This window comes from Nocardia anocheti, assembly GCF_029675105.1.
Lineage (GTDB): Bacteria > Actinomycetota > Actinomycetes > Mycobacteriales > Mycobacteriaceae > Nocardia.
In genome coordinates this window covers 211,552-234,351 of record NZ_JAQQFV010000005.1, presented here as the reverse complement: position 1 = coordinate 234,351, position 22,800 = coordinate 211,552, and the positions used below count along the sequence as shown (strand labels likewise).

22 protein-coding genes are annotated in these 22,800 nt (G+C 69.7%); 8 read left to right on the top strand and 14 right to left on the bottom strand.

The window, feature by feature from the left end; translation table 11 throughout:
- Positions 1-23 precede the first annotated feature (23 nt).
- From lpqB to cofD, 13 genes are all read right to left on the bottom strand, one after another.
- The gene (gene lpqB / locus QC180_RS15035) at positions 24-1,808 is read right to left on the bottom strand and encodes an MtrAB system accessory lipoprotein LpqB (RefSeq protein WP_278263352.1); all 1,785 of its coding nucleotides are present in this window, start codon (positions 1,806-1,808) and stop codon (positions 24-26) included.
- A complete protein-coding gene (gene mtrB / locus QC180_RS15030; protein ID WP_278263661.1) occupies positions 1,805-3,523 on the bottom strand; it encodes an MtrAB system histidine kinase MtrB in 1,719 nt (572 codons plus the stop codon). The genes lpqB and mtrB overlap by 4 nt, the downstream gene beginning before the upstream one ends.
- A gap of 124 nt (positions 3,524-3,647) precedes the next feature.
- On the bottom strand, positions 3,648-4,325 hold the full coding sequence (mtrA, locus tag QC180_RS15025; protein ID WP_019048752.1) for an MtrAB system response regulator MtrA: 678 nt from the start codon (positions 4,323-4,325) through the stop codon (positions 3,648-3,650).
- A gap of 78 nt (positions 4,326-4,403) precedes the next feature.
- Entirely contained in the window at positions 4,404-5,051 is a 648-nt protein-coding gene (locus tag QC180_RS15020; RefSeq protein ID WP_278263351.1) for a dTMP kinase, read from the bottom strand.
- A 193-nt stretch (positions 5,052-5,244) separates the two neighbouring features.
- Positions 5,245-6,729, bottom strand: coding sequence for an adenosylhomocysteinase (gene ahcY / locus QC180_RS15015; protein WP_278263350.1), 1,485 nt, complete (start codon positions 6,727-6,729; stop codon positions 5,245-5,247).
- A gap of 80 nt (positions 6,730-6,809) precedes the next feature.
- On the bottom strand, positions 6,810-7,967 hold the full coding sequence (locus QC180_RS15010; protein WP_278263349.1) for an alkane 1-monooxygenase: 1,158 nt from the start codon (positions 7,965-7,967) through the stop codon (positions 6,810-6,812).
- Positions 7,968-8,099: 132 nt separating this feature from the next.
- Positions 8,100-8,759, bottom strand: coding sequence for a TetR/AcrR family transcriptional regulator (locus tag QC180_RS15005; RefSeq protein WP_278263348.1), 660 nt, complete (start codon positions 8,757-8,759; stop codon positions 8,100-8,102).
- Positions 8,756-8,938, bottom strand: a complete 183-nt coding sequence (locus tag QC180_RS15000; RefSeq protein WP_278263347.1) for a rubredoxin — start codon at positions 8,936-8,938, stop codon at positions 8,756-8,758. The genes QC180_RS15005 and QC180_RS15000 overlap by 4 nt, the downstream gene beginning before the upstream one ends.
- Positions 8,935-9,108, bottom strand: coding sequence for a rubredoxin (locus QC180_RS14995; protein WP_278263346.1), 174 nt, complete (start codon positions 9,106-9,108; stop codon positions 8,935-8,937). Before QC180_RS14995 ends, QC180_RS15000 begins: the two co-directional genes overlap by 4 nt.
- Positions 9,105-10,340, bottom strand: a complete 1,236-nt coding sequence (locus QC180_RS14990; RefSeq protein WP_278263345.1) for an alkane 1-monooxygenase — start codon at positions 10,338-10,340, stop codon at positions 9,105-9,107. The genes QC180_RS14995 and QC180_RS14990 overlap by 4 nt, the downstream gene beginning before the upstream one ends.
- 186 nt (positions 10,341-10,526) lie before the next feature.
- On the bottom strand, positions 10,527-11,048 hold the full coding sequence (locus QC180_RS14985) for an NUDIX hydrolase (RefSeq protein WP_278263344.1): 522 nt from the start codon (positions 11,046-11,048) through the stop codon (positions 10,527-10,529).
- Positions 11,045-12,391, bottom strand: a complete 1,347-nt coding sequence (locus tag QC180_RS14980; RefSeq protein ID WP_278263343.1) for a coenzyme F420-0:L-glutamate ligase — start codon at positions 12,389-12,391, stop codon at positions 11,045-11,047. Before QC180_RS14980 ends, QC180_RS14985 begins: the two co-directional genes overlap by 4 nt.
- Positions 12,388-13,374, bottom strand: a complete 987-nt coding sequence (gene cofD / locus QC180_RS14975; protein ID WP_278263342.1) for a 2-phospho-L-lactate transferase — start codon at positions 13,372-13,374, stop codon at positions 12,388-12,390. Before cofD ends, QC180_RS14980 begins: the two co-directional genes overlap by 4 nt.
- Positions 13,375-13,874: 500 nt before the next feature.
- Here cofD and QC180_RS14970 point away from each other — a divergent pair, with 500 nt between their 5' ends.
- The 8 genes from QC180_RS14970 (at position 13,875) to QC180_RS14935 (ending at position 21,243) form a co-directional block, all read left to right on the top strand.
- Positions 13,875-14,108, top strand: coding sequence for a WhiB family transcriptional regulator (locus QC180_RS14970; RefSeq protein ID WP_085999665.1), 234 nt, complete (start codon positions 13,875-13,877; stop codon positions 14,106-14,108).
- A gap of 153 nt (positions 14,109-14,261) precedes the next feature.
- On the top strand, positions 14,262-14,744 hold the full coding sequence (locus QC180_RS14965) for a metallopeptidase family protein (protein ID WP_278263341.1): 483 nt from the start codon (positions 14,262-14,264) through the stop codon (positions 14,742-14,744).
- 58 nt (positions 14,745-14,802) lie between these two features.
- Positions 14,803-15,171, top strand: coding sequence for a DUF3499 domain-containing protein (locus QC180_RS14960; protein WP_278263660.1), 369 nt, complete (start codon positions 14,803-14,805; stop codon positions 15,169-15,171).
- Positions 15,172-15,246: 75 nt separating this feature from the next.
- Positions 15,247-16,626: a phosphomannomutase/phosphoglucomutase gene (locus QC180_RS14955; RefSeq protein WP_278263340.1), complete on the top strand. Its 1,380-nt coding sequence runs from the start codon at positions 15,247-15,249 to the stop codon at positions 16,624-16,626.
- 128 nt (positions 16,627-16,754) lie between these two features.
- Positions 16,755-17,978 carry a tobH protein gene (locus tag QC180_RS14950; protein WP_278263339.1) on the top strand — a complete coding sequence of 408 codons (1,224 nt, stop codon included), beginning with the start codon at positions 16,755-16,757 and terminating at the stop codon, positions 17,976-17,978.
- Entirely contained in the window at positions 17,978-19,198 is a 1,221-nt protein-coding gene (manA, locus tag QC180_RS14945) for a mannose-6-phosphate isomerase, class I (RefSeq protein ID WP_278263338.1), read from the top strand. Before QC180_RS14950 ends, manA begins: the two co-directional genes overlap by 1 nt.
- An 81-nt stretch (positions 19,199-19,279) precedes the next feature.
- On the top strand, positions 19,280-20,194 hold the full coding sequence (locus QC180_RS14940) for a cation diffusion facilitator family transporter (protein ID WP_278263337.1): 915 nt from the start codon (positions 19,280-19,282) through the stop codon (positions 20,192-20,194).
- A 110-nt stretch (positions 20,195-20,304) separates the two neighbouring features.
- Positions 20,305-21,243, top strand: coding sequence for a cation diffusion facilitator family transporter (locus QC180_RS14935; RefSeq protein ID WP_278263336.1), 939 nt, complete (start codon positions 20,305-20,307; stop codon positions 21,241-21,243).
- Positions 21,244-21,280: 37 nt separating this feature from the next.
- On the opposite strand, the gene QC180_RS14930 is transcribed toward QC180_RS14935, so the two are convergent.
- The gene (locus tag QC180_RS14930; RefSeq protein WP_278263335.1) at positions 21,281-22,759 is read right to left on the bottom strand and encodes a phytoene desaturase family protein; all 1,479 of its coding nucleotides are present in this window, start codon (positions 22,757-22,759) and stop codon (positions 21,281-21,283) included.
- Positions 22,760-22,800: the final 41 nt, after the last annotated feature.

Sequence of the window (22,800 nt, the reverse complement as noted above, 5' to 3'; positions counted from 1 at the left end):
ATGACCGTGGGGTCCGACAGGTTTCAGTTGGGCAGCACGGGGACGACGTTGTCGCCGGTGAGGCCGGGCACCTCGCGCCAGAAGCGGTCGTTGCGGGCGGGGTCGGCGGTCTGCAGTTGCAGCACCGCGCGCGAGTCCGCGACGTACTGGGTGGTGGGCGCCGCGGTCACCACCCGGACCGGCGGGGTGAGGTTCTGCGGTGTCATCGGGGTGAGCTGGGAGCCGTCGATGGAGACGGTGAGCACCGGGTCGACATTGCCCTCACGGGCCACCATGAGGGTGTCGCCGGTGATCCAGCTCAGCGAGACCACCTTGGTGCTCAGGCCGACCGCCACGGGGACCGGGGAGGTCAGCGCGTACTTGCCGTCGGGGCGGCGCTCGACGACCGCCACGTAGACCTTGCCGTCGGCGATCAGCGCCGCCCGCACCCCCGTGCGCGAGATCGCGACCTCGGTGATCGGCAGTCGCGGCGCGCCGGTGCCCTCGAGCAGCCCCGCGGTCTCCACCGGTTCCACCGAGACATTGCCGGTGGCGCGATCGGTGACCGCGCGGATGACCCGCTCGCCGTCGATCACCGTCCAGGCCGCGCCGCCGTCGGCGGTCCAGGACGGCCGCGCGATGCTCATGCCCTCGGCCACGCCGAACGCCTTGGCGCCGTAGTTGCCGATCAGCAGGGTGCGGCCCGGTTCGGACTCGGGCCTGCCGGTGTCGGCGACCGCGGCGACGAACTGGCCGTCGGCGGAGATGCCGACCGACTGCAGGTTGGTGGCCTCCCCGAAGGAACCGCTCGGGGTGATGATGCCGTCGGGCGTCACCTGCACGAGGGTGCCGTTGCGCACCGCGTGCAGCCCGACCCGGCTCTGCCCGGGCGCGCTGGCGCTGTACTGGTCGACATCGGCGACCGACCAGCCGTCGGGGAATCGCTCGTCGAGGGGTTTGCCGTCGGCCAGCAGCACGTACGGGCCGAGGATGTCGGCGCCCGCGAGGGTCATCACCACCTGGGCCGCGAACAGTTCGCGTTCCCGCTGGCCCAGATTGCCGACCCCGCTGAAGTCGACGCGCACCCCGCCGATGCCGACGCCGACCTCGCCCGGTTCGTTGTCGGCCTTGGTGATCGGGCCCTTCACCGCCACCGGTGGGGCGAGCTCGTTGCGCACCACCGGGGCGATCGCGGCCTGCGGGCCCGCGCCGAGCAGGCCGATCAGCCGCTCGGTGAGTTCGCCGCGCGAGGCCGAGAGCCAGCGCGGGTCCGGGACCAGCGCGGAGTTGCCCGGTTCGATGTAGTTGAGCACGTAGCGGCGGTAGGACTTGTCGAAGGAGTTCGAATCGGTGACCACGCCGTCGGGCAGGTCGGTGATGCGCCACTCCCCCTCGAGCTTGCTCATCTCGATCTTGTTCTCGAGGATGCCCTCGACGGCGCGATAGCTGCCGTCGCTGCCGAGCTCACCGACCTTGCGGGCGCGGATGACGTACCCGGCCTTGTCCGCCGACCGCGATTCGCGCAGGATGTCGGGCCGGTCGACGATGGTGATGCTCGCCTCGTCGTTCCACTCGCTGGCGGTCTCGGTCGTCATGTACTGCCGGGCCGCGCCGTGTCGGTTGGCCGGGTCGGCGCTGGCGGTGAGGAAATCGCCCACCAGCAGGTCGGGGTCGCGGCCGGGGGTGGGCGGCGGCGGGCCCGCCGAGGTGGGGGCCCGGTTGATGGTGCCCAGTGCCTGCGGCGCGGAGGACTCCGGCAGACTCGCGCAGCCCGTGAGGATCAGCAGCCCGGCCAGGGCCGCCGCGAACACACCACGCGCCTTCGTCATGTCTGTCGGTCTCCGGTCTCGGTCGAGGTCGGGTCGGCGTCGGGCCCGCCGGGCTCGGCGTCGGTCTGCCCGTCGGCCGGTGCGCCCGGCCGCTCGCCGGGTTCGGGGATCGCCGCGTCGGGTTCGTCGGGTTCGGCCTCGGGCAGCGCGGGGACCTTGCGCAGCATCGGCTCCAGCGCGAGCGGGCTCGGCCCGAGTTTACGACCACGCACCATCGGCAACAGCAGCCGGAAGCTGGCACCGACGCCCGGGTCGCCCCACGCCTCGAGCCTGCCTTCGTGCAGGTTGGCGTCCTCGACGCTGATCGACAGGCCCAGGCCGGTACCACCGGAGCGGCGCACCCGCGAGGGGTCCGAGCGCCAGAACCGGTTGAACACCAGCTTCTCCTCGCCCGGTCGCAGGCCGACGCCCTGGTCGCGCACCACGGTGGCGACCGCGTTGGACTCGGCGTCCCCGCGCATCCGGATGAGCACCGGTTTGCCCTCGCTGTGGTCGATCGCGTTGGCGAGCAGATTGCGCAGCACGCGCTCGACGCGGCGCGGGTCGACCTCGGCGACCACCGGGTCCTCGGGCAGATCGATGACGACCTCGACCCCGGCCTCCTTGGCCAGATGCCGCACCGTGGAGATCGCCGCCCGCGCGCACATGCGCACGTCCAACGATTCCACCTGCAGCTCGGCCACACCGGCGTCGTGGCGGGAGATCTCGAGCAGGTCGTTGAGCAGGCCCTCGAACCGGTCCAGCTCGTTGACCAGCAGTTCGGAGCTGCGGGCCAGCGCCGGATCGAGATCGTCGCTGGAGCCGTGGATGAGGTCGGCGGCCATGCGCACCGTGGTCAGCGGGGTGCGCAGCTCGTGGCTGACGTCGGAGGTGAACCGGCGTTGGAGATTGCCGAATTCCTCGAGCTGGGTGATCTGGTTGGACAGACTCTCGGCCATCTCGTTGAACGCCTGCGCCAGCCGGGCCATGTCGTCCTCGCCGCGCACGAGCATGCGTTCCTTGAGCCTGCCGTCGGCGAAGCGGCCCGCGATCCGTGCCGCCGACCGGATCGGCAGCACCACCTGCCTGGTCACCAGCGCGGTGATGGCGGCCAGCAGCACCAGCAGCACCACACCACCGATGAGCATGGTGCCGCGCATCAGCGACAGGCTCGACTCCTCGCTGGCCAGCGGGAAGATCAGGTAGATCTCCAGGGTCGCCACCTCGGCGCTGGGGCTGCCGATGATCAGCGCCCGCCCGCGATAGCCGTCCGGGTCGGCGACGGTGGTGAACTGGTAGGAGACCTGGTTGCGCTGCACGAAGCGGCGCAGTTCCGGCGGCACCTCGGTGATGAGGGCGGTGGTGATCTCCTGCGGCGGGGTGCCGCCGACCATGGCCAGCGCGGTGTCGAAGCTACCCGCGGCACCGGTCGACTGGCCGGTCCCGCCCCGACTCGACAGTGCCGCGCGCGCGTCGGCCAGCTGTTGCTGCTGGCTGTTCGCGTCGTGCACGCCGGAGAGCATGTTCTCGATCGTGCTGCGGGCACGATCCATCTCCTCGACGGCCGCGTTGATCTTGGCCTCGAGCAGCCGGTCGGTGATCTGACCGGTGAGCACGACCCCGAGGATCGTGATGACGATCAGCGACAGCGTCAGCGTGGACACGATGACGCGCAGCTGCAGCGAGCGTCGCCACAGATGACCGAGGGCGGTCCCGATGGTCTGGAACCACGCCAGCACTGGGTCCACCCACTGCCGCACCTGGGCGACGGCGGACTGCACCCGTCCGCCCCGGTCCGGATCGTCCGCTGGTAGGCGCGGCGGGGAACTCTCGGTCACCGGGGCGCCTCACAGCGACCGATCACGGCGGTCCGGCCTTGTAACCCACGCCGCGGACGGTCAGCACGATCTCCGGGTTCTCCGGGTCCTTCTCGACCTTGGCGCGTAGTCGCTGCACGTGCACGTTCACCAGGCGGGTGTCGGCGGCGTGCCGGTATCCCCACACCTGTTCGAGCAGGACCTCGCGGGTGAACACCTGACGCGGCTTGCGCGCCAGCGCGACCAGCAGGTCGAACTCGAGCGGGGTGAGCGAGATCTGCGCGCCGCCGCGGGTCACCTTGTGCGCGGGCACGTCGATGACGATGTCGGCGATGGAGAGCAGCTCGGCGGGCTCGTCCTCGGTGCGACGCAGACGCGCGCGCACGCGGGCGACGAGTTCCTTCGGCTTGAACGGCTTGACGATGTAATCGTCGGCGCCGGACTCCAGACCGAGCACCACGTCGACCGTGTCGGTCTTGGCGGTGAGCATCACGATCGGGACACCGGAATCGGCCCGTAGCACGCGGCATACGTCGATGCCGTTCATGCCGGGCAGCATCAGGTCCAGCAACACCAGGTCGGGGCGGATCTCCCGCACCGCCGACAGGGCCTGCGTGCCGTCGCCGACCACGTGCGGGTCGAACCCTTCCCCGCGCAAGACGATGGTCAGCATCTCAGCGAGTGCCATATCGTCGTCGACGACCAGAATCTTGGGCTTCATAGTCCTATGTTGTCATCTCCCAGGCCAGGATCGGGCCGCCACGCCATTAATGGTGTGAACCCGTCGCCGTATCCAACCTTATCCGGCAAAGATTTCCGTGCAGAGGGTGAGCAGTGCGGGCCTGTCGTCATCGGATCGGTATGTCCACCACCGGCCGTACCAATCGCGGTCGGCCAGCTCACGATAGACCGCGCCGGTGCGCCGCTGCAGGCCGCCGTCGCGTTCGTAGGCGTCCAGGGCGCGGGCGTCGTCGAGTTCACCACGGCGACGGGCACGTTCGGCGGCGACCTCGATGGGCACGTCGAGCAGCACGGTGAGGTCGGCCGGGGGCAGGGCCAGCCTGCCGAACTCCAGATCGCCGACCCACGCGACGATTTCGCCGTCGGCGTCCTGGTCGGCGCGGGCGGCCGAATAGGCGGCGTTGGAGGCCACCCAGCGGTCCAGGACGACGATGTCGTTGGCGTCCAACAGGTTCGACAGCTCCGCCGAGGCGGCCGAGCGGTCCAGCGCGAACAGGATGGCCATGGCGTTGATCGAGCCCGCCAGGTCGCCGTTGCCGCCGCGCAGCGCCTCGGCGGCCAGGTCGGCGTGCACCGACCGGCCGTACTGCGGGAAGGCCAGGCTGCCGACCCGCAGGCCCTTCGCCGACAGCTCGGCGACCAGCCCGTCGATCAGCGTCCGTTTACCGGCCCCGTCGAGCCCTTCGACCGCAATCAGTACGCCCATGAACGGTGAGACTACCCGGCAGCCGCCCCGCGCATACCCCGACCTCGAGGAGGGGCAGGCCGACGAAGTCGGCCTGTTCGCGGCCGTCCCGCCGATCAGGTGCCGTTGTGTAGGCGACGAAGGAGCAAGCAACGGTGCCTGATCGGCGGGACGCAAGGGGCCGCGAACTCGAGCGCGCCAGCGCTCCGATAACTCAGTAGCGGTAGTGCTCGGGCTTGTACGGGCCCTCCACGTCCACGCCGATGTACTCGGCCTGGTCCTTGGTGAGCTTGGTCAGCGTGCCGCCCAGGGCCTCGACGTGGATCTTGGCGACCTTCTCGTCGAGGTGCTTGGGCAGGCGGTAGACCTCGTTGTCGTACTGCTCCGGCTTGGTCCACAGCTCGATCTGCGCGATGACCTGGTTGGAGAAGCTGTTCGACATCACGAACGAGGGGTGGCCGGTGGCGTTGCCCAGGTTGAGCAGACGGCCCTCCGACAGCACGACCAGCGACTTGCCCGTGTCACCGAAGGTCCACTCGTCGACCTGCGGCTTGATGTTGACCCGGGTCGCGCCCGAACGCTCCAGCGCGGCCATGTCGATCTCGTTGTCGAAGTGGCCGATGTTGCCCAGGATCGCGTGGTCCTTCATCGCCCGGATGTGGTCCAGGGTGATGATGTCCTTGTTACCGGTCGAGGTGATGACGATGTCGGCCTCGCCGATCGCCTGCTCGACGGTGACCACGTCGTAGCCGTCCATCAGCGCCTGCAGCGCGTTGATCGGGTCGATCTCGGTGACCTGCACGCGCGCGCCCTGGCCCGCCAGCGACTCCGCGCAGCCCTTGCCGACATCGCCGTAGCCGCAGATCAGCACCTTCTTGCCACCGATGAGCACATCGGTGCCCCGGTTGATGCCGTCGATGAGCGAGTGGCGGGTGCCGTACTTGTTGTCGAACTTGGACTTGGTGACCGAGTCGTTGACGTTGATCGCCGGGAACACCAGCTCGCCCGCCGCGGCGAACTGGTAGAGCCGCAGCACGCCGGTGGTGGTCTCCTCGGTGACGCCCTTGACCGACTCCGCGATCGCCGACCACTTGCCCTTGTCGGTCTCGAACCGCTCACGCAGCAGGTTCAGGAAGACCGTGTACTCGGCCGAGTGCTCCTCGTCGGCGGGCGGCACCACACCGGACTGCTCGAACTGCGCGCCGCGCAGCACCAGCATGGTCGCGTCGCCACCGTCGTCGAGGATCATGTTGGCGGGCTCGTTCGGCCAGGTGAGCATCTGCTCGGCCGCCCACCAGTACTCCTCCAGGGTCTCGCCCTTCCAGGCGAAGACAGGAGTGCCCTCGGGCGCGTCGACGGTGCCGTGCGGGCCGACGACGACCGCGGCCGCGGCGTGGTCCTGGGTGGAGAAGATGTTGCACGAGGCCCAGCGCACGTCCGCGCCCAGCGCGACGAGCGTTTCGATCAGGACGGCGGTCTGCACCGTCATGTGCAGCGAACCCGAGATCCGGGCACCCTGCAACGGCTGCACATCGTGGTATTCGCGGCGCAGCGCCATCAGGCCGGGCATCTCGTGCTCGGCGAGGCGGATCTCCTTGCGGCCGAATTCGGCCAACGAGAGATCTGCCACCTTGTAATCGATGCCGTTGCGGACGTCAGCGGTGAGCTCGGTGCGCGCGGGAAGTTCTGAGGTCGTCATCAGCCTCTCCTGGTAGTCAGTACCGAGGCAAGGCTACCGCCTGACCGCGTGCCTGTTCCCCGGTCCCGTGCGGGCGCCGGTCAGGCCGCGGCGCGGTATCGGGCCAGCAAACGCCGCGGCTTGGTGGGCGCGACATTGGCCAGGGTCAGGTCGCCGCCGTAGTGGGCGGCCACCTTGGGGTCCATCACCGCCCGCCACAGCGGCGGGACGGCGGCGAGCAGGATCATCGTGGCGTAGCCCGCGGGCAGCTGCGGCGATTCACTGGTGCTGCGCAGCGTCTGGTAGCGCCTGCCGGGGTTGGCGTGGTGGTCGCTGTGGCGCTGCAGATGGAACAGGAAGATGTTGGTGACCAGGCGATCGGAGTTCCAGCTGTCGCGCGGGGAGCAGCGTTCCCAGCGGCCGTTGGGCTTGCGGGCGCGCAGCAGTCCGTAGTGCTCGACGTAGTTCACGGTCTCGAGCAGACCCACACCGACGACGGCCTGCAGCGCCAGCCACGGCAGGATCGACGGACCGAAGGCCAGCGTCAGCGAACCGAACAGCACCGCGCTCATCGCCCACGCCTGCAGGATGTTGTTGCGCGGGCTCCACCAGCGGCGGCGCTGTCTGCGCAGGCGCGCGCCCTCGAGTTCGACCGCCGAGCGGAAGCCACCGATCACGCTGCGCGGCAAGAACTCCCACAGCGACTCCCCCAGCCGCGCGCTGGCCGGGTCCTCCGGCGTGGCGACCCGGGCGTGATGGCCCCGATTGTGCTCGACGAAGAAGTGCCCGTAGGCCGACTGGGCGAGCGCGATCTTCGACAGCAATCTTTCAGCACGCTCCACGCGATGCCCCAATTCGTGGGCCGCGTTGATGCCGATGCCGCTCACGAAACCGACCGTGGCGGCCAGACCGAGCTTGTCGACGACGTCGAGATCGTCCCCGGCCCACATCGCGCAGGCGATGCCGAGACCGATCAGCTGGATCGGCAGGAACAGGTAGGTGCACCACCGGTAGTACCGGTCGGCGGAGAGCGCCTCGTAGTCCTCGTCGCGCGGATTGTTGCCGTCCTCGCCCACGATCCAGTCCAGCACCGGAATGGCGATGAGCACGATGACCGGCCCGATCCACCAGAACACCTCGGCACCGGTGCGGTACACGAGCTGGGAAGGCAACAGCGCGCACGCCGGAGCGATCAACCCTAGAGCCCAGAGATACCGTTTGGGATCACGAAAACCCCCCGGTTTGCCAACCGTTTGCACACCCGCTCCGCTGTAAAAAAGACCATTCGCCGACCGAGTGAAATAGTGACAGACCGTAGGCGCGTTACACAGCCGCAGCTTCCTAAACGTGGTGACGGTTACACAGTGGCGAATCAGAGCCCGTGAGATGTCTCAGTGATTCCGCTCACCGTTTGGGTCCCGGATGCCGCGTACCTGCACGATCGCCTCCACGTAGGGACCCAGCAGCGCGCTCATCTCGGCGGGGGCGTCGCGCTCGGGGACCGGCGGATTGGGAATGTAGCTGAGGGCGATGCGCACCAGCGCGTGCGCGAGCACGTCGGCCTCGGTGTCGGTGGCGTCGACCCAGCTGTGCTGGAAGACCTCGGCCAGCCGCGCGGTGGCGTGTTCGAGCAGCGGGCCCGCGTCCAGGGTGATCAGGCGCAGCAGGTCCGGCTTCATCTCCCCGGCCAGCAGCGAACGCACCAGCGGGTCGGCGCCCGCGGCCAGGAAGAAGCCGGTCATGCCGACCCGGATGGCGGCGCGGGCGTCGCCGACGTGGGCGTCGAGCGCCTCGCGGACGTGGTCGACGAGTTCGTCGGCCAGCCGCAGGGCGTAGGACTGGGACAGGCCGGAGCGCGAGCCGAACTCGTTGTAGAGCGTCTGCCTGCTGACTCCGGCCCGCGCCGCGACGTCACCGAGGGTGATCTTGGACCAGTCCCGTTCGGTGAGCAGGTCGCGCATGCCGTCCAGCACCGAGGTGCGCAGCAGTTCGCGCGGCGCCTCCTGGTACGGGACGCGCTGACCCGCGCGCGGCGTTCCCGCCACGTTCACGAACGTTCGATCTCGACCATGAAGAAGTCGGATTTGCGGGCGCCGCAGTCCGGGCAGGTCCAGTCCTCGGGGATGTCGTCCCAGCGGGTGCCGGGGGCGATGCCGTCGTCGGGCCAGCCCTGCGCCTCGTCGTACTCGAAACCACACTGGGCACACTGGTAGAGCTTGTACGGGGTCACTGCGGAACTCCTACTGCCTCGAAGTCGATCTTCTCCCGGACCCCGCAGTCCGGACAGCACCAGTCGTCGGGCACCGAGGCCCATGGCGTGCCTGCCGGAAAACCTTCGCGCGGGGCACCTTTCGTTTCGTCGTAGACATAATCACAGACCGGGCACCGATAAGAACTCATGCGGGATTCTCCGTTCCGTACCGCGCCAGCACCTTGTCGCGATGCTTGGGTTCGATGTTCGCGCGCGTGACGTCACCGTCGTAGTGCGCCAGCACCCGCTTGTCCATGACCCGGCGCCAGATGGGCGGGAAATAGCCGATCAGGATCATGCTGGCGTAGCCGCTGGGCAGGTTGGGCGCGCCGTCCCAGCTGCGCAGGGTCTGGTAGCGCCGGGTCGGGTAGGCGTGATGGTCGCTGTGGCGCTGCAGGTGGTAGAGGAAGATGTTGGTGACGATGTGGTCGCTGTTCCAGCTGTGCGTGGGCGCGGGCCGCTCGTAGCGCCCGCTGGGCGTCTTCTGCCGGACCAGACCGTAGTGCTCGAGGTAGTTCACCGACTCGAGCAGGCTGAAGCCGATCACCGCCTGCAGGATCAGATACGGCAGCACCTCGATGCCGAAGACCGCGATCAGGCCCAGCCACAGCACCACCGACATGGCCCAGGCGTTGAGCACGTCGTTGCGCCACGTCCACGGGCTCTTGTCCAGCCGCGCCAGCCGGTCCTTCTCCAGATGCCAGGCCGAGCGCAGGCTGCCCCAGACCGTGCGCGGCCAGAACGCCCAGAAGCTCTCGCCGATGCGCGAGCTGGCCGGGTCCTCCGGGGTCGCGACGCGCACGTGGTGGCCGCGGTTGTGCTCGATGTAGAAGTGCCCGTAAAACGACTGGGCCAGCGCGATGCGGGCCAGCCAGCGCTCCAGGTCGACCTTCTTGTGGCCGAGCTCGTGCGCGGTGTTGATGCCGATGCCGCCGATCATGCCCACACTGATGGCGATGCCGATCTTGTCGACCACATTGGCCCCGCCGGGGAACCCGAGCCAGTGCAGGTTGTCGGCGGTGATGATGTAGCAGGCGAAGATCAGCGAGGCGTACTGGAACGGCAGGTACAGGTAGGTCAGATAGCGGTAGTACTTGTCGTTCTCCAGGTACTCCATCACCTCGTCGGGCGGGTTGTCGCCGTCGGGGCCGAAGAACAGGTCGGCCAGCGGGATCACCAGGTAGACCAGCACCGGGCCCAGCCAGAACGGCACCTCGGCCAGCCGGTGCCAGCCGAGCTGGTTGAGACCCCAGATCAGCGGGATCGCGATCGTGAACAGGCCGGTCGGGGCGAACAATCCCCACAGCCAGAGATAACGCTTGGAATCACGCCACTGCGGCGGCGCGACCCGCTGCTCGGACGTGTTGGCATCGGTCGACATCGTCGTCTCCTTCTGAGGCACATCTCACAGCTGTGATGTGCGTAACTCTCTGTCACAGACGATAGGGCCCGAATTGTCCGGCGTCTAGACAAATCCGCAGATTTGTAAAGTTGCAACGGCCAGATAACGAAAAGACGGTCACGCCCGGGTGGGCGCGACCGTCTTTCGAGTCCGGTCAGAGACCGGTTATGACACCAGCAGAACGTCCGCGCCGGGTGGTAGCCCGGACACCGGCCACCAGCGCAGATCCGTCGATTCGGCACTCCGGACGGGTACCGCGCCGGGCGGGGCGACGATCTCGAAGAGCAGGTCCAGATGCCGCGTCGGCACGCCGAGTGAGCAGGTGATCGGATGGGCCTGCGCGGCGTAGAGGCCGGGGGTGAGGACCAGGTCCGGAATGCCGGATTCCTCGACCGCCTCGCGCAGCGCGGCATCGGCGACGGTCTCGTCGCCGGGTTCGCAGTGCCCGCCCAATTGGATCCACCGGCCCACGCGCGGATGCAGCGTCAGCAGTACCTCGCGGCGGTCGTGGGAGAGCACGATCGCCGAGGCGGTGATGTGGCCGGGCGCGTGTTCGCGCAGGCAGCCGTTCGGGGCCGAGCCGAGGAAGGCGAGCATCGCCTCGCGCAGCGAATGATCCTGGCGCGCTTCGGGTTTCCACGCGGTGAGCAGCTCGGTGGCCGAGGCGTGCAGTGACTCCGCGCTCACAGCTCCACCAGGCCCGAGCCGGGCGCGCCGACGGTGCGGGGCGTGGGTTCCTCGAGCGGATGCCCGATGGCGATGGCGCCCAACGGGTTCCAGTCGGCGGGCAGATCCAGGACCTCGCGGGTGAGTTCCGGGGCGAAGATCGTCGAGCCGATCCAGCAGCTGCCCAGGCCGTCGGCGGCCAGGGCCACCAGCAGGCCCTGCACGGCCGCGCCGACCGCGACGGTGAACATCGTGCGCTCGGCGGCCTGGCGGCGCGCGTCGGGGTAGTCGTGCGCGCCGTCGGGCACGCAGAACGGGATGATCACCTCCGGCGCGTCGAACAGGATCCGCCCACGCGCCACCCGACGCTCCACCCGCTCGGGGTCGAGTCCGTCGGCGGTGAGATCGGCCCGCCAATTGTCGGCCATCGCCTCGAGCAGCGCGGCGCGCTTGGCCGGGTCACGCAGCCAGACGAAGCGCACCGGGTGGGTGTGATGCGGGGCGGGCGCGGTCAGACCGACCGCGACGGCGGCCCTGATCCGCTCCGGGTCCACCGGCTCGGCGGCGAAGGCGCGCACCGAACGACGCAGTGGCACAGCCTCTTTGCGGCCCATCTCGATCGACTCGGCGGTCCCGAGCCAGAACAGGTCGTCGACACCGCCGCGCAGCAGGGCCGCCGCGCTCGAACCGTCGTCGTCGATCGGCAGCCCGCGCACCACAGCCACCGGGACCCCGCCGAGCTTGCCCTTCACCAGGTCGGCCGCGGCGGCCAGCTCGTCGGCGATCGCCACCTGGGTGACGAACAGTTCGTTGCCCTGTCCGTCGACCGCGCCCGCGTAGTCGTGCAGCACCCGCAGGCCCGCGGCGCCGATGGCCGCGTCGATCTGGCCGTTGCGCCAGGCCCGGCCCATGGTGTCGGTGACGACCACCGCCACGTCCACGCCGAGGCGGGTCGCCAGCGCGGCCCGCAGCGCCTTGGCGCTGGCGTCGGGGTCGGTGGGCAGCAGGACCAGTTCGCCCTCGGCGACATTGGAGCCGTCCACCCCGGAGGCGGCCTGTACGATGCCGATCCGATTCTCGGTGATCAGGGTGCGGCCCTTGCGCGCGAGCACCCGCACCGCCTCCTGGTCGACCAGCACGCGGCGGGCGGCGTCGCGTTCCTCGGGGTCGGTCGGCGCGGTGACGATGCGGCCCTCGGCCTTGGACACGATCTTGCTGGTGACCACCACGACGTCACCGTCGGCGAGCCACGGCGCTTGTGCCGCAAGGTGTTCGGCGATGTCGTCGCCCGGCCGGAACTCCGGCAATCCGGTGACCGGCAGGATCCGCAACTCCCCCGCGGCGTGGTCGGACGGCGCGCTCATACCTTCACTCCCGCCAGTTCCAGTGCGGCGCGGGCCATTTCGGCCGTCGCGTCGGGATCGCTCATCAGCAGCGGCACGCTGCGCACCTCCACCCCGGGCACGTCGGCGGTGTCGGTGGAGTGCACCAGCCAGCCGTCGAGGATGCCGGTGGCCGAGCGGGCGCCGTAGTGGCGGCCGATGCCCTCGGCGGTGGATTCCACGCCGATCACCGACAGACACTGGTCGGCCATGCCGCGCAACGGCTTTCCGTCGATCACCGGCGCCAGGCCAACGACCTTGGCCTCGGTGGTGCGCAGCGCGCCCCGGATACCGGGCACCGCGAGGATCGCGCCGATGCTCACGACGGGGTTGGAGGGGGCCAGCAACACCGCGTCGGCGGAGGCTATGATTTCGGTCACATTCGGTGCCGGAGAGGCTTGTTCGGCACCGATCGAGGCAAAACCATGACTCGGCAGCGCCGCGCGGTAGCGCACCCACCACTCCTGGAAGTGGATCGCGCGACGTTCGCCGGAGTTGTCGGGATCGCTGACGACGACGTGGGTTTCGCACCGATCGTCGGTGGCCGGGATGAGCTTCACGCCCGGCTGCCAGCGGTTGCACAGCGCCTCGGTGACCGCGGACAGCGGGTATCCGGCGCGCAGCATCTCGGTGCGGATGAGATGGGTGGCGATGTCGCGATCGCCCAGACCGAACCAATCGGGCTGGGCGTTGTACTTGGCCAACTCCTCCTTGGCGTGCCAGGTCTCGTTCGCGTGGCCCCAGCCACGCTCGGGATCGATGCCACCACCGAGGGTGTACATGCAGGTATCGAGGTCGGGACAGATCCGCAGGCCGTGCATCCACACGTCGTCACCGACATTGACGATCGCCGAGATGTCGGCGTCGGGCAGCAGTCGCCGGACGCCCTGGAGGAACCGGGCACCGCCGACGCCGCCGACCAGAACGACGATCTCGGGCTCGCGCACCGTGTGTTGTGCAGTCACGAGATCACAGCCTAGTGAGTGGTGACACGGGGGTGCTCCGGCGCCGAGGAAGAGGGAAGTTGCTGGTCATTTGCCACAGCACATAACAAGATCAACACGAAAGGCGGGTCCGGAGTGTAACGGAAGGGTGACGGCGGGTTGACCACGCGTAAGTGCGGCGTGTCTAATCACAGACATGTCATTCCGGTCACCGCGAGAAGGCATAGCGCGGGGGCGTTTGCGAGAGGGTGTTGGCTCGCCGGAGGACAGGTTCGGGGAAGCCCGCGAGACGACGTCGCGGTGTTGTGCCGTCGGGATTCGAATCCCTCCGACGGAAAGAATCATTCTGCGCTAACACATAGTGAGGAGGCGGAACGATGACCGAAGATATGGTCTCGCCGACCGATTCCACAGCAGGCGCAGCTCATGCTGTCTGCGCCGAGGTGAGCTGGCAGGAACCGGACGTGGTCACCGAAGTCGCGGCGCCCCGGCTGAGTCTGGTCGTGACGGGCTTCGACGAGATGTTCGAATCCATCGAAGAGCAGTGGCAGGAACGCGCGTTGTGCGCTCAGACCGATCCCGAGGCGTTCTTCCCCGAGAAGGGCGGCTCGACGCGTGAGGCCAAGCGCATCTGCATGGGCTGTGAAGTACGTGACCAGTGCCTGGAATACGCACTGGCGCACGACGAACGCTTCGGCATCTGGGGAGGTCTCTCGGAACGAGAGCGCCGCAGGCTGAAGCGCGGAATCGGTTAGAGAATAGTTCGAAAGTAGACTCTGAGGCCTGGCCCGGAGCACACGCAGGCGCAGTACGTCGGTGTCTCCGGGCGAACGCCCAGTAGTCGCGTCGCAGGTCTTCGGCGCCGACGCGGGTACCACCCAGTACACGCGAGAGAGGCGGAGAAGACGATGGCACGCTCCCGGCGTCATTTCCCGGCGCCCACCGCACGATCGGTGACCCGCCGCGGCCGTGGTGTCCGAGGCCCCATGCTCCCGCCGACGGTACCGGCCTGGCGCACCAGGGGGCAGAAGTTCGACCGGCTGGTGCTCGAGGCCTTCGCACCGCTGGACACCCGCTGGCACGACCGGCTCACCAAACTCGACATCGCCGTCGACGATGTTCCGAAAATCCGCCCGCTGCACCCTGATTCGGTCACCTGGCCGGACGAGGTGGTCGCCGACGGCCCGGTGCCGCTGTCGCGGCTGATTCCCGCCGGTGTCGACCGGCACGGCGCGGCCACCCGCGCCAGGGTGGTGCTGTTCCGCAAACCGCTCGAACTGCGCGCGGCCGACCCCGACGATCTGGTCGAACTGCTGCGCGAGGTGCTCGTCCAACAGATCGCCACCTACCTCGGTGTGGACCCCGATCTGATCGATCCGGAACCCGAATGAGGGCGTGTCCGTATCCCCTTTTGCGAGCCGGAGGGTTAACCTCGACATCGTGATCCCCATGCGTCGTTGCTGCCGACCCGGCTGCAAGAACCCGGCTGTAGCGACGCTGACGTATGTGTACTCCGACTCGACCGCCGTCGTCGGACCGCTGGCCACCGTCGCCGAACCGCACTCCTGGGATCTGTGCGAAACCCACGCCTGCCGCATCACCGCCCCCAAGGGCTGGGAACTGGTGCGCCACGAAGGCGGCTTCTCCTCGAGCTCCCCCGACGACGACGATCTCACCGCCCTGGCCGAGGCCGTCCGCGAGGCGGGCCTACGCCGCCGCCCCGCCGACCCGGACCAGCCGGGCTACGCCGAGTCGTCACCCCCGCGCACGGGCCGCACCGGCCGCCGCGGGCATCTACGCGTCCTGCCCGATCCGTAGGCCGGGCTCGCGCGAAATGCGCTCGGGTGGGTGCCTGGTCACTATCAGGTCACTGCGCCGTTTAGGGTAGGTGTCATGACGACTGTCGCGCGCTCTGGCGAACTCGTGAACGCCGTGATCAAGGCTTATGACGTCCGCGGGGTGGTGGGCGAACAGATCGACGCGGAGTTCGTCGCCGATGTGGGCGCCTCGTTCGCCCGGCTGATGCGCGCCGAGGGCGCCACCCGGATCGTGATCGGTCACGACATGCGCGAGTCGTCGCCGGAGCTGTCGCGGGCCTTCGCCGACGGCGTGCTGGCCCAGGGCCTGGATGTGGTGCACATCGGCCTGGCCTCCACCGACCAGCTCTACTTCGCCTCCGGCAAGCTCGGCTGTCCCGGCGCGATGTTCACCGCCAGTCACAACCCGGCCCGCTACAACGGCATCAAGCTGTGCCGCGCCAACGCGCTGCCGGTGGGTCAGGACACCGGGCTGGCCACCATCGCCGCCGAGGTCGTCGCGGGCGTGCCCGCCTACGACGGCGCCCCCGGCACCGCCACCAGCACCGATCTGCTGGCCGACTACGCGAGCTTCCTGCGCGAACTGGTCGATCTCGACGACATCCGCCCGCTGACCATCGCCGTGGACGCGGGCAACGGCATGGGCGGCCACACCGTCCCGGCCGTGCTGGGCACCCTGGGCCCGGTCACCATCGTGCCGCTGTACTTCGAGCTCGACGGTTCCTTCCCCAACCACGAGGCCAACCCCCTCGACCCGAAGAACCTCGTCGACCTGCAGGCGCTGGTGCGCAGCAGCGGCGCCGACATCGGCCTGGCCTTCGACGGCGACGCCGACCGCTGCTTCGTGGTCGACGAGCGCGGCGAGCCGGTCTCGCCCTCGGCGATCACCGCGCTGGTGGCCCAGCGCGAGCTGGCCAAGGAGCCCGGCGCCACCGTCATCCACAATCTGATCACCTCGCGCGCGGTGCCCGAGCTGGTCGAGGAACTGGGCGGCAAGCCGGTGCGCACCCGCGTCGGACACTCGTTCATCAAGCAGGAGATGGCGGCCACCGGCGCGGTCTTCGGCGGTGAGCACTCCGCGCACTACTACTTCCGCGACTTCTGGGGTGCCGACTCGGGCATGCTGGCCGCGCTGCACGTGTTGGCCGCCCTCGGCGAGGGGCAGCGTCCGGTCTCGGAGCTGATGGCCGCCTACGACGTCTACGCGGCCTCCGGGGAGATCAACTCCACCGTCGCCGACGCCGCTGAGCGCACCGAGGCCGTGCTGGCCGCCTTCGCCGACCGCACCGAATCGGTGGACCGGCTCGACGGCGTGACCGTCGACCTGGGCGGGCACGCCTGGTTCAATCTGCGCGCGTCGAACACCGAACCGCTGCTGCGGCTCAATGTCGAGGCCGGATCGCAGGCCGAAGTAAACGCCATCGTGACCGAGATCCTGGGCATCGTCCGCGCTTGATGCGGGAAGATGAAACCAGTGCAGGTGGAATCGCATGGTCGGTCCCGGGAATCTCACCATCGTCCGCGCCTGACTGGAATAGTGGAATCACAGACGACACGGTGCGATGAGGGGAGGTGGACTCGGCGATGATCGCTGGAACACCGGTATTCGACCTCGACGATGCCGCATCGCTGGAGGCGGCCGACACCGGCGGTGCCCTGCGCTCGGCGGCCTCGGGCGGCGCCCAGGTGCGGGCGACGGCGGCCGCGGTCGCCGAGACCGCGCTCACCGAACGCCTGGCCGATCTGCGTCCGCGCAGCCTGGTGCTGGTCACCGGGTCGGGCCGGGCCGCCAGGGCCGCTGGCCTGCTGGTGGCCACCCTGGGCGACCGGGCCGGGCTGCCGATCGTGTCGGTCACCGCGCTGCCGCCCTGGGTGGGTCCGCTCGACGTGGTGCTCGTCGCGGGTGACGACGCGGGCGACCCGCGTCTGATCGACGCCGTGGACCGCGCCCTGCGCCGCAGCGCCGAGGTGATCGTGGCCGCGCCCAACGAGGGACCGCTGCGCGCGGTCGCCGCCGGTCGCGCGATCGTGCTGGAACCGCGGGTTCCGGTGCTCGGTCACAACCGCCTGCTGCGTTTCCTCGCGATCGGCATCGCGGTGCTGCGCGCCGTCGACGCCCAACGCAGCGTGCCCGCCACGCCCGATCTCACCGAACTGGCCGACATGCTCGACGCCGAGGCGCTGCGCGACGGCCCGCACAACGAGGTCTTCCACAATCCGGCCAAGACGCTGGCCGCGCGGATGCACGGGGTCGGCGTCGTGCTGGCCGGTGACTCCCCCGCCGCCGTCGAGCTGGCCGGGCACGGCGCCGAGGTGCTGTTGCAGTCGGCGGGCACACTGGCCGCGGCCGCCGACCTGGCCGACGCCGTCGCCTCGATCGGCAGGCTCACCGAGGCCGCGGGCAGCACCGCGCCCGGCTTCGATCCGCTGTTCCACGACGAGGAACTCGACGGACCCGCCCCGGTCGACCGGGTGCGCGTCCTCGCGCTGAGCGTGCACCCCGACCAGGCCGCCGCGCGCCGCAAACTGGCGGTCTTCGACGGCGCTGGCGCTGGCCTGGTCGACGCTGATCTGGTGCACGCCGATGTCGACGTGCTGCAGTCCCATCTCGCCGAGCCCGGCAAGACCCCGACCCCGGAGAGCGCCGCGGCCACCTCCGCGGCGGGCGGCGGGCACGGCAGCGAGATCGAGCAGCTGGCCGTGCTGGCACTACGCCTGGACATGGCGGCGGCCTATCTCCGACTCCTGGAGGCGCGCGGCGCGACCGCGCCCGACCCGGACCGATTCCACGACGGGGGACGCTACTAGTGCAGGAACTCGTTGGTGCGCTGCGTTCTTACGCTTGGGGATCGCGCACCGCGCTCGCTCAGCTGTGCGGCCGCCCGGTGCCCTCGGCCCATCCCGAGGCCGAACTCTGGTTCGGGGCGCACCCGGCCGACCCCGCCCACGTCAAGACCGTCGACGGCAAGCACTCGCTGCTCGAGGTGGTCTCGGCCGACCCGATCCGCGAACTCGGCCCGGCCGCGGACACCTTCGGCACCCGGCTGCCGTTCCTGCTGAAGATCCTGGCCGCCGAGGAACCGCTGTCGCTACAGGCCCACCCCAGCTCGGCGCAGGCCAAAGCCGGGTTCGAGCGGGAGAACCGCACCGGCGTGCCGTTGGACTCGCCCATGCGCAACTACCGCGACGACAGCCACAAACCGGAACTGGTCGTCGCGCTGGACCGCTTCGAGGCGCTGGCCGGGTTCCGCGATCCGCGCCGCACCGTCGACCTGCTGCGCGCGCTCGACGTGCCCGGCCTGTCGGTCTACGCCGAACTGCTCGCCGCCCAGCCCGATTCGGCCGGGCTGCGCACCCTGTTCACCACCTGGATCACCCTGCCCGCCGCGGCGCTGTCGACGCTGCTGCCCGCGGTGCTCGAGGGCTGTGTGCGCTATCTGTCGGTGCGGGGTCCGCGACCGTTCGCGGCCGAGGTGCGCACGGCGCTGGAGCTGGCCGAGGTATATCCCGGCGACGCGGGTGTGCTGGCCGCGCTGCTGCTCAACCGGCTCACCCTCGAACCCGGCCAGGGCCTGTTCCTCGACGCCGGGAACCTGCACGCCTACCTGCGCGGGGTCGGCGTGGAGATCATGGCCAACTCCGACAATGTGCTGCGCGGCGGACTCACCCCCAAGCACGTCGACGTGCCGGAACTGCTGCGGGTCCTGGATTTCGAGCCCGTGGACCTGCCGGTGATCGAGCCGGAGCCGGGCCCCGACGGTGGGGTGCGGTATCGCACGCCCGCACCGGAATTCGCGCTGTGCCGCTTCGATCTGCCCGCCGACGGTGACGCGGTGATGCTCGCCGACGCCGGTCCCGGCATCGTGCTGTGCACCGCGGGCACCGTCGAACTCTCCCAGAACGGGCGCACGCTCACCGTCGAGCGGGGCAGCGCGGCCTGGATCTCGGCCGCCGACACCGACATCCGCGCTCGCGCGGTGCGCGGACCCGCCCAGCTGTTCAACGCCTGCGTGGGCACCGGCCACTGAGCCGGAGCGCGCGGATCGCCGCGCGCCGCCTAGGCTGTTGCGGGCACGAACGTGTTCAGCGGAGCGGAAGGGCGGGCGGAAATGTCGGCTGGTGGTGGTAAGAAGGCGATCATCGCCGCGTTGACGGCCAACGCGGGGATCGCGGTGTCGAAGTTCGTCGGCGCGGCGATCACCGGATCGGCGTCGATGATGGCCGAGGCGGTGCACTCGGTGGCCGATACGGCCAACCAGGGTCTGCTGCTGTTCGGGCAGCGCGCCGCGGCCAAGGACGCCGACGAACTGCACCAGTTCGGCTACGGACGCAACCGGTACTTCTATTCCTTCGTCGTGGCGCTGGTGCTGTTCACCCTCGGCTCGGTGTACGCGATCTACGAGGGCATCCACAAGATCCAGCATCCCGAAGAACTGAGTCAGCCGATCGTGGCGATCGTCATCCTCGGTATCGCGATCGGCCTGGAGACCTTCAGTTTCCTCACCGCGGTGCGGGAGTCCAAGCCGCTCAAGGGTTCCGCGAGCTGGTGGCGGTTCATCCGCAACTCGCGCAGTCCCGAGCTGCCGGTGGTGCTGCTCGAGGACACCGGCGCGCTGATCGGTCTGGTCATCGCCTTCGCCGCCGTCGGCCTGACCGTGGTCACCGACGACCCCATCTACGACGGCATCGGCACCCTGGCCATCGGTGTGCTGCTCGGCCTCATCGCGATCGTGCTGATCGTGGAGATGAAGAGCCTGCTCATCGGCGAGGGCGCCACCCCGGAACAGGACCGCGCCATCCGCGACAACCTGGTCGACGGCACGCTGATCACCTCGGTGATCCACCTGAAGTCGGAGTACCTGGGGCCGGAGGAGATGCTGGTGGCGGCCAAGGTGGCGATCGCGCCGGGGCTGGACATCGCCGGGGTGGCCGAGGCGATCGACGCGGCGGAGATGCGGGTGCGCACGGCGGTCCCGACCGCCCGCCTGATCTACCTGGAGCCGGACCTCTACCGGACGCAGTGACATTTGCGGCTGGCGCCGCGGTTCTCGGCCCTTAACCGAGAACTGCGATCGGTCGACACAGCGCCTGAGGTAGGCGGGCGGGCGTGGGTCGGCGGGTAGCGTCGCCGGGTATGGCGGCCGAGGGCGAAGACAGCGCGATCGCGATTCTCGCGGCGCTCGGGGCGAACACCGGGATCATGATCGCGAAGTTCGTCGGGGCGTTCATCACCGGTTCGTCGTCGATGCTGGCCGAGGCGGTGCACTCGGTGGCCGACACCGGCAACGAGGCGCTGCTGCTGGTGGGGCGCAAGCGGGCGGGTCAGCCCGCCGACGCGCTGCACCCGTTCGGGTATTCGCGCAACAGGTACTTCTATTCGTTCGTGGTGGCGCTGGTGCTGTTCACCATGGGCTGCCTGTTCGCGGTGAACGAGGCCATCCACAAGATCCGTTTCCCGGAGCAGTTGGAATCGCCGACGGTGGCGATCGTGATCCTGCTGGTGTCGATGGTGCTGGAGGGCGCCAGTTTCCGGACCGCGCGCAAACAGTCGGCCCCGCTCAAGGGCAAGCACTCGTGGTGGCATTTCATCCGCCACACCCGCAATCCGGAACTGCCGGTGGTGCTGCTCGAGGACGCGGGCGCGCTGCTGGGTCTGGTGTTCGCGCTGTGCGGGGTCGGCTTGACGATGCTCACCGACAATCCGGTGTGGGACGGCGTGGGCACCCTGTGCATCGGTCTGCTGCTGGGCTGCAATGCCATCGTGCTGATCATCGAGACCAAGAGCCTGCTCATCGGTGAGGGCGTGACGGCCACCGAGAACGAGGCGATCCGCGCCGCGCTGCTCGCGGACCCGAGGATCGTGCGGGTCATCCGGATGCAGACCCAGTACCTCGGGCCCAGCGATGTGCTGGTCAACGCCAAGATCGCCCTGCGGCCGGGGCTCGATATCGCCGAAGTCGGCGCCGCCATCGACGCCGCCGACGAGCGGATCCACCAGGTGGCGCCGAATACCGGCACGGTCTACCTGGAGCCGGACATGATCCGGCCGGGCAGCCACCCCGACCTGGCCTGATCAGCGCGAGCGCGTTCGGATCGGGGGCGGGCCGCGATCAGCCGGTGCGGCGGTAGGACGGGGACGCGCCGCGCAGCAGGTCCAGCGGGTCGGTGCGGACCCCGAACCTGGTGCGCAGCATGTGCCCGGCGGCGTGCAGGCCGCACATCCCGTGCACGCCGGGACCGGGCGGAGTCGACGACGAGCACAGGTAGCTGCCGGGAATCGGGGTGGCGTAGGGGTTCCAGCGGGCCAGCGGGCGGAAGGCGGTCTGGCGCAGGGTCATCGCGCCCGCGGAGATGTCGCCGCCGACGTAGTTGGCATTGTGGGCGGGCATGAACGCGGCGGGCCGCACGTGGGTGTCCAGGATGAGATCGCGGAAACCGGGGGCGAACCGCTCGACCTGGGCGATGACGGTCTCGCTGATATCGCGATCGGAACCGTTGGGGACGTGGGCGTAGGTGTAGAAGGTGTGCTGACCGGCCGGGGCCCTGGTGTCGTCGACCACGCCGGGCTGGATGGCCAGGACGTACGGGCGCTCGGCGAATCGTCCCGCGGCGACCTGCCGTTCGGCTGTCATCGCCTCCGCGCGGGTGCCGACCAGGTGCAGAGTGCCCGCGAGGTCGGCGCCGGGCGCGGCCCACGGCACCGGACCCGACAGCGCGAAATCGACCTTGCAGGCGGCGCCGCCGTAGCGGAAGTGGTTGAGGCGGTGACGGTATCGCTCGGGCAGACGGTCGCCCGCGATGCGCAGGAATTCGGCGGGTGAGGTGTCGAACAGGACCGCGCGCGCCGTGGCGAGTTCGGCGAAGTCGTCGACGCGATGGCCGGTGACCACCTCGCCGCCGAGGCTTTCCAGTTCCGTGATGAGCGCGTCCGGGATCGCCTGGCTGCCCCCGCGCGGGATCGCCCAGCCGCCCGCGTGCGCGAGGGTGCCCAGCAGCAGCGCGGCGCCCACGGCGGGCAGCGCGCGCGGCACGGTGATGGCGTGGGCGGCCACTCCGGTCAGCAGCGCGGGCGCGATGTCGTCGTGAAAGCGGTTGTTCCACAGCGGCGATCCCTGTTCCAGCAGCCGCAGCCCGAAGCGCACGCCGGTGGGAATCCGCAGCGGCGGATGCCGCAGGTCCGACATGGCCAGCTCGACCACGTCGGGCCAGTGCTCGACCAGCGGGGCGAACAGCGAGCGCCAGGCCGGGCCGTCGCGGCCGAGATCGGCCACCGTGGATTCGAGATTGCGCCAGGCCAGTCCGGCGACGCCGCCGTCGAGCGGATGGGCGTAGGAGACGGTGGGCGCGAGCAGTTCCACGCCGTGCGCGGCCAGATCGAAGGCGCGGAAGAACGGGGACGCCAGGGCCATCGGGTGCGCGCCCGCGCAGACGTCGTGGTGGAAGCCGGGCAGGGTGAGTTCGGCGGTGCGGGAGCCGCCGCCCGGCTGTTGCTGGGCCTCGAGCACCCGCACCGACAGCCCCGCCCTGGCCGCGATCACCGCGGCGGCCAAGCCGTTCGGGCCGGAGCCGACTACTACGACCTCCGCCATCGGCGTCCTCCCAGCTCGACGGATCCAGTTGCTGTCTCCAA

Bases quoted from the DNA above. Each gene is read 5' to 3' on its own strand.
- QC180_RS14970 (WP_085999665.1), top strand. From the start codon at position 13,875: ATGTTCGAATCCATCGAAGAGCAGTGGCAGGAACGCGCGTTGTGCGCT.
- QC180_RS14930 (WP_278263335.1), bottom strand. From the start codon at position 22,759: ATGGCGGAGGTCGTAGTAGTCGGCTCCGGCCCGAACGGCTTGGCCGCC.
- QC180_RS15020 (WP_278263351.1), bottom strand. From the start codon at position 5,051: ATGGGCGTACTGATTGCGGTCGAAGGGCTCGACGGGGCCGGTAAACGG.
- QC180_RS14990 (WP_278263345.1), bottom strand. From the start codon at position 10,340: ATGTCGACCGATGCCAACACGTCCGAGCAGCGGGTCGCGCCGCCGCAG.
- lpqB (WP_278263352.1), bottom strand. From the start codon at position 1,808: ATGACGAAGGCGCGTGGTGTGTTCGCGGCGGCCCTGGCCGGGCTGCTG.
- QC180_RS14980 (WP_278263343.1), bottom strand. From the start codon at position 12,391: ATGAGCGCGCCGTCCGACCACGCCGCGGGGGAGTTGCGGATCCTGCCG.
- QC180_RS14935 (WP_278263336.1), top strand. From the start codon at position 20,305: ATGGCGGCCGAGGGCGAAGACAGCGCGATCGCGATTCTCGCGGCGCTC.
- mtrA (WP_019048752.1), bottom strand. From the start codon at position 4,325: ATGAAGCCCAAGATTCTGGTCGTCGACGACGATATGGCACTCGCTGAG.
- ahcY (WP_278263350.1), bottom strand. From the start codon at position 6,729: ATGACGACCTCAGAACTTCCCGCGCGCACCGAGCTCACCGCTGACGTC.
- QC180_RS14950 (WP_278263339.1), top strand. From the start codon at position 16,755: ATGATCGCTGGAACACCGGTATTCGACCTCGACGATGCCGCATCGCTG.
- QC180_RS14940 (WP_278263337.1), top strand. From the start codon at position 19,280: ATGTCGGCTGGTGGTGGTAAGAAGGCGATCATCGCCGCGTTGACGGCC.
- QC180_RS14960 (WP_278263660.1), top strand. From the start codon at position 14,803: ATGCGTCGTTGCTGCCGACCCGGCTGCAAGAACCCGGCTGTAGCGACG.
- QC180_RS14955 (WP_278263340.1), top strand. From the start codon at position 15,247: ATGACGACTGTCGCGCGCTCTGGCGAACTCGTGAACGCCGTGATCAAG.
- QC180_RS14995 (WP_278263346.1), bottom strand. From the start codon at position 9,108: ATGAGTTCTTATCGGTGCCCGGTCTGTGATTATGTCTACGACGAAACG.
- QC180_RS14965 (WP_278263341.1), top strand. From the start codon at position 14,262: ATGGCACGCTCCCGGCGTCATTTCCCGGCGCCCACCGCACGATCGGTG.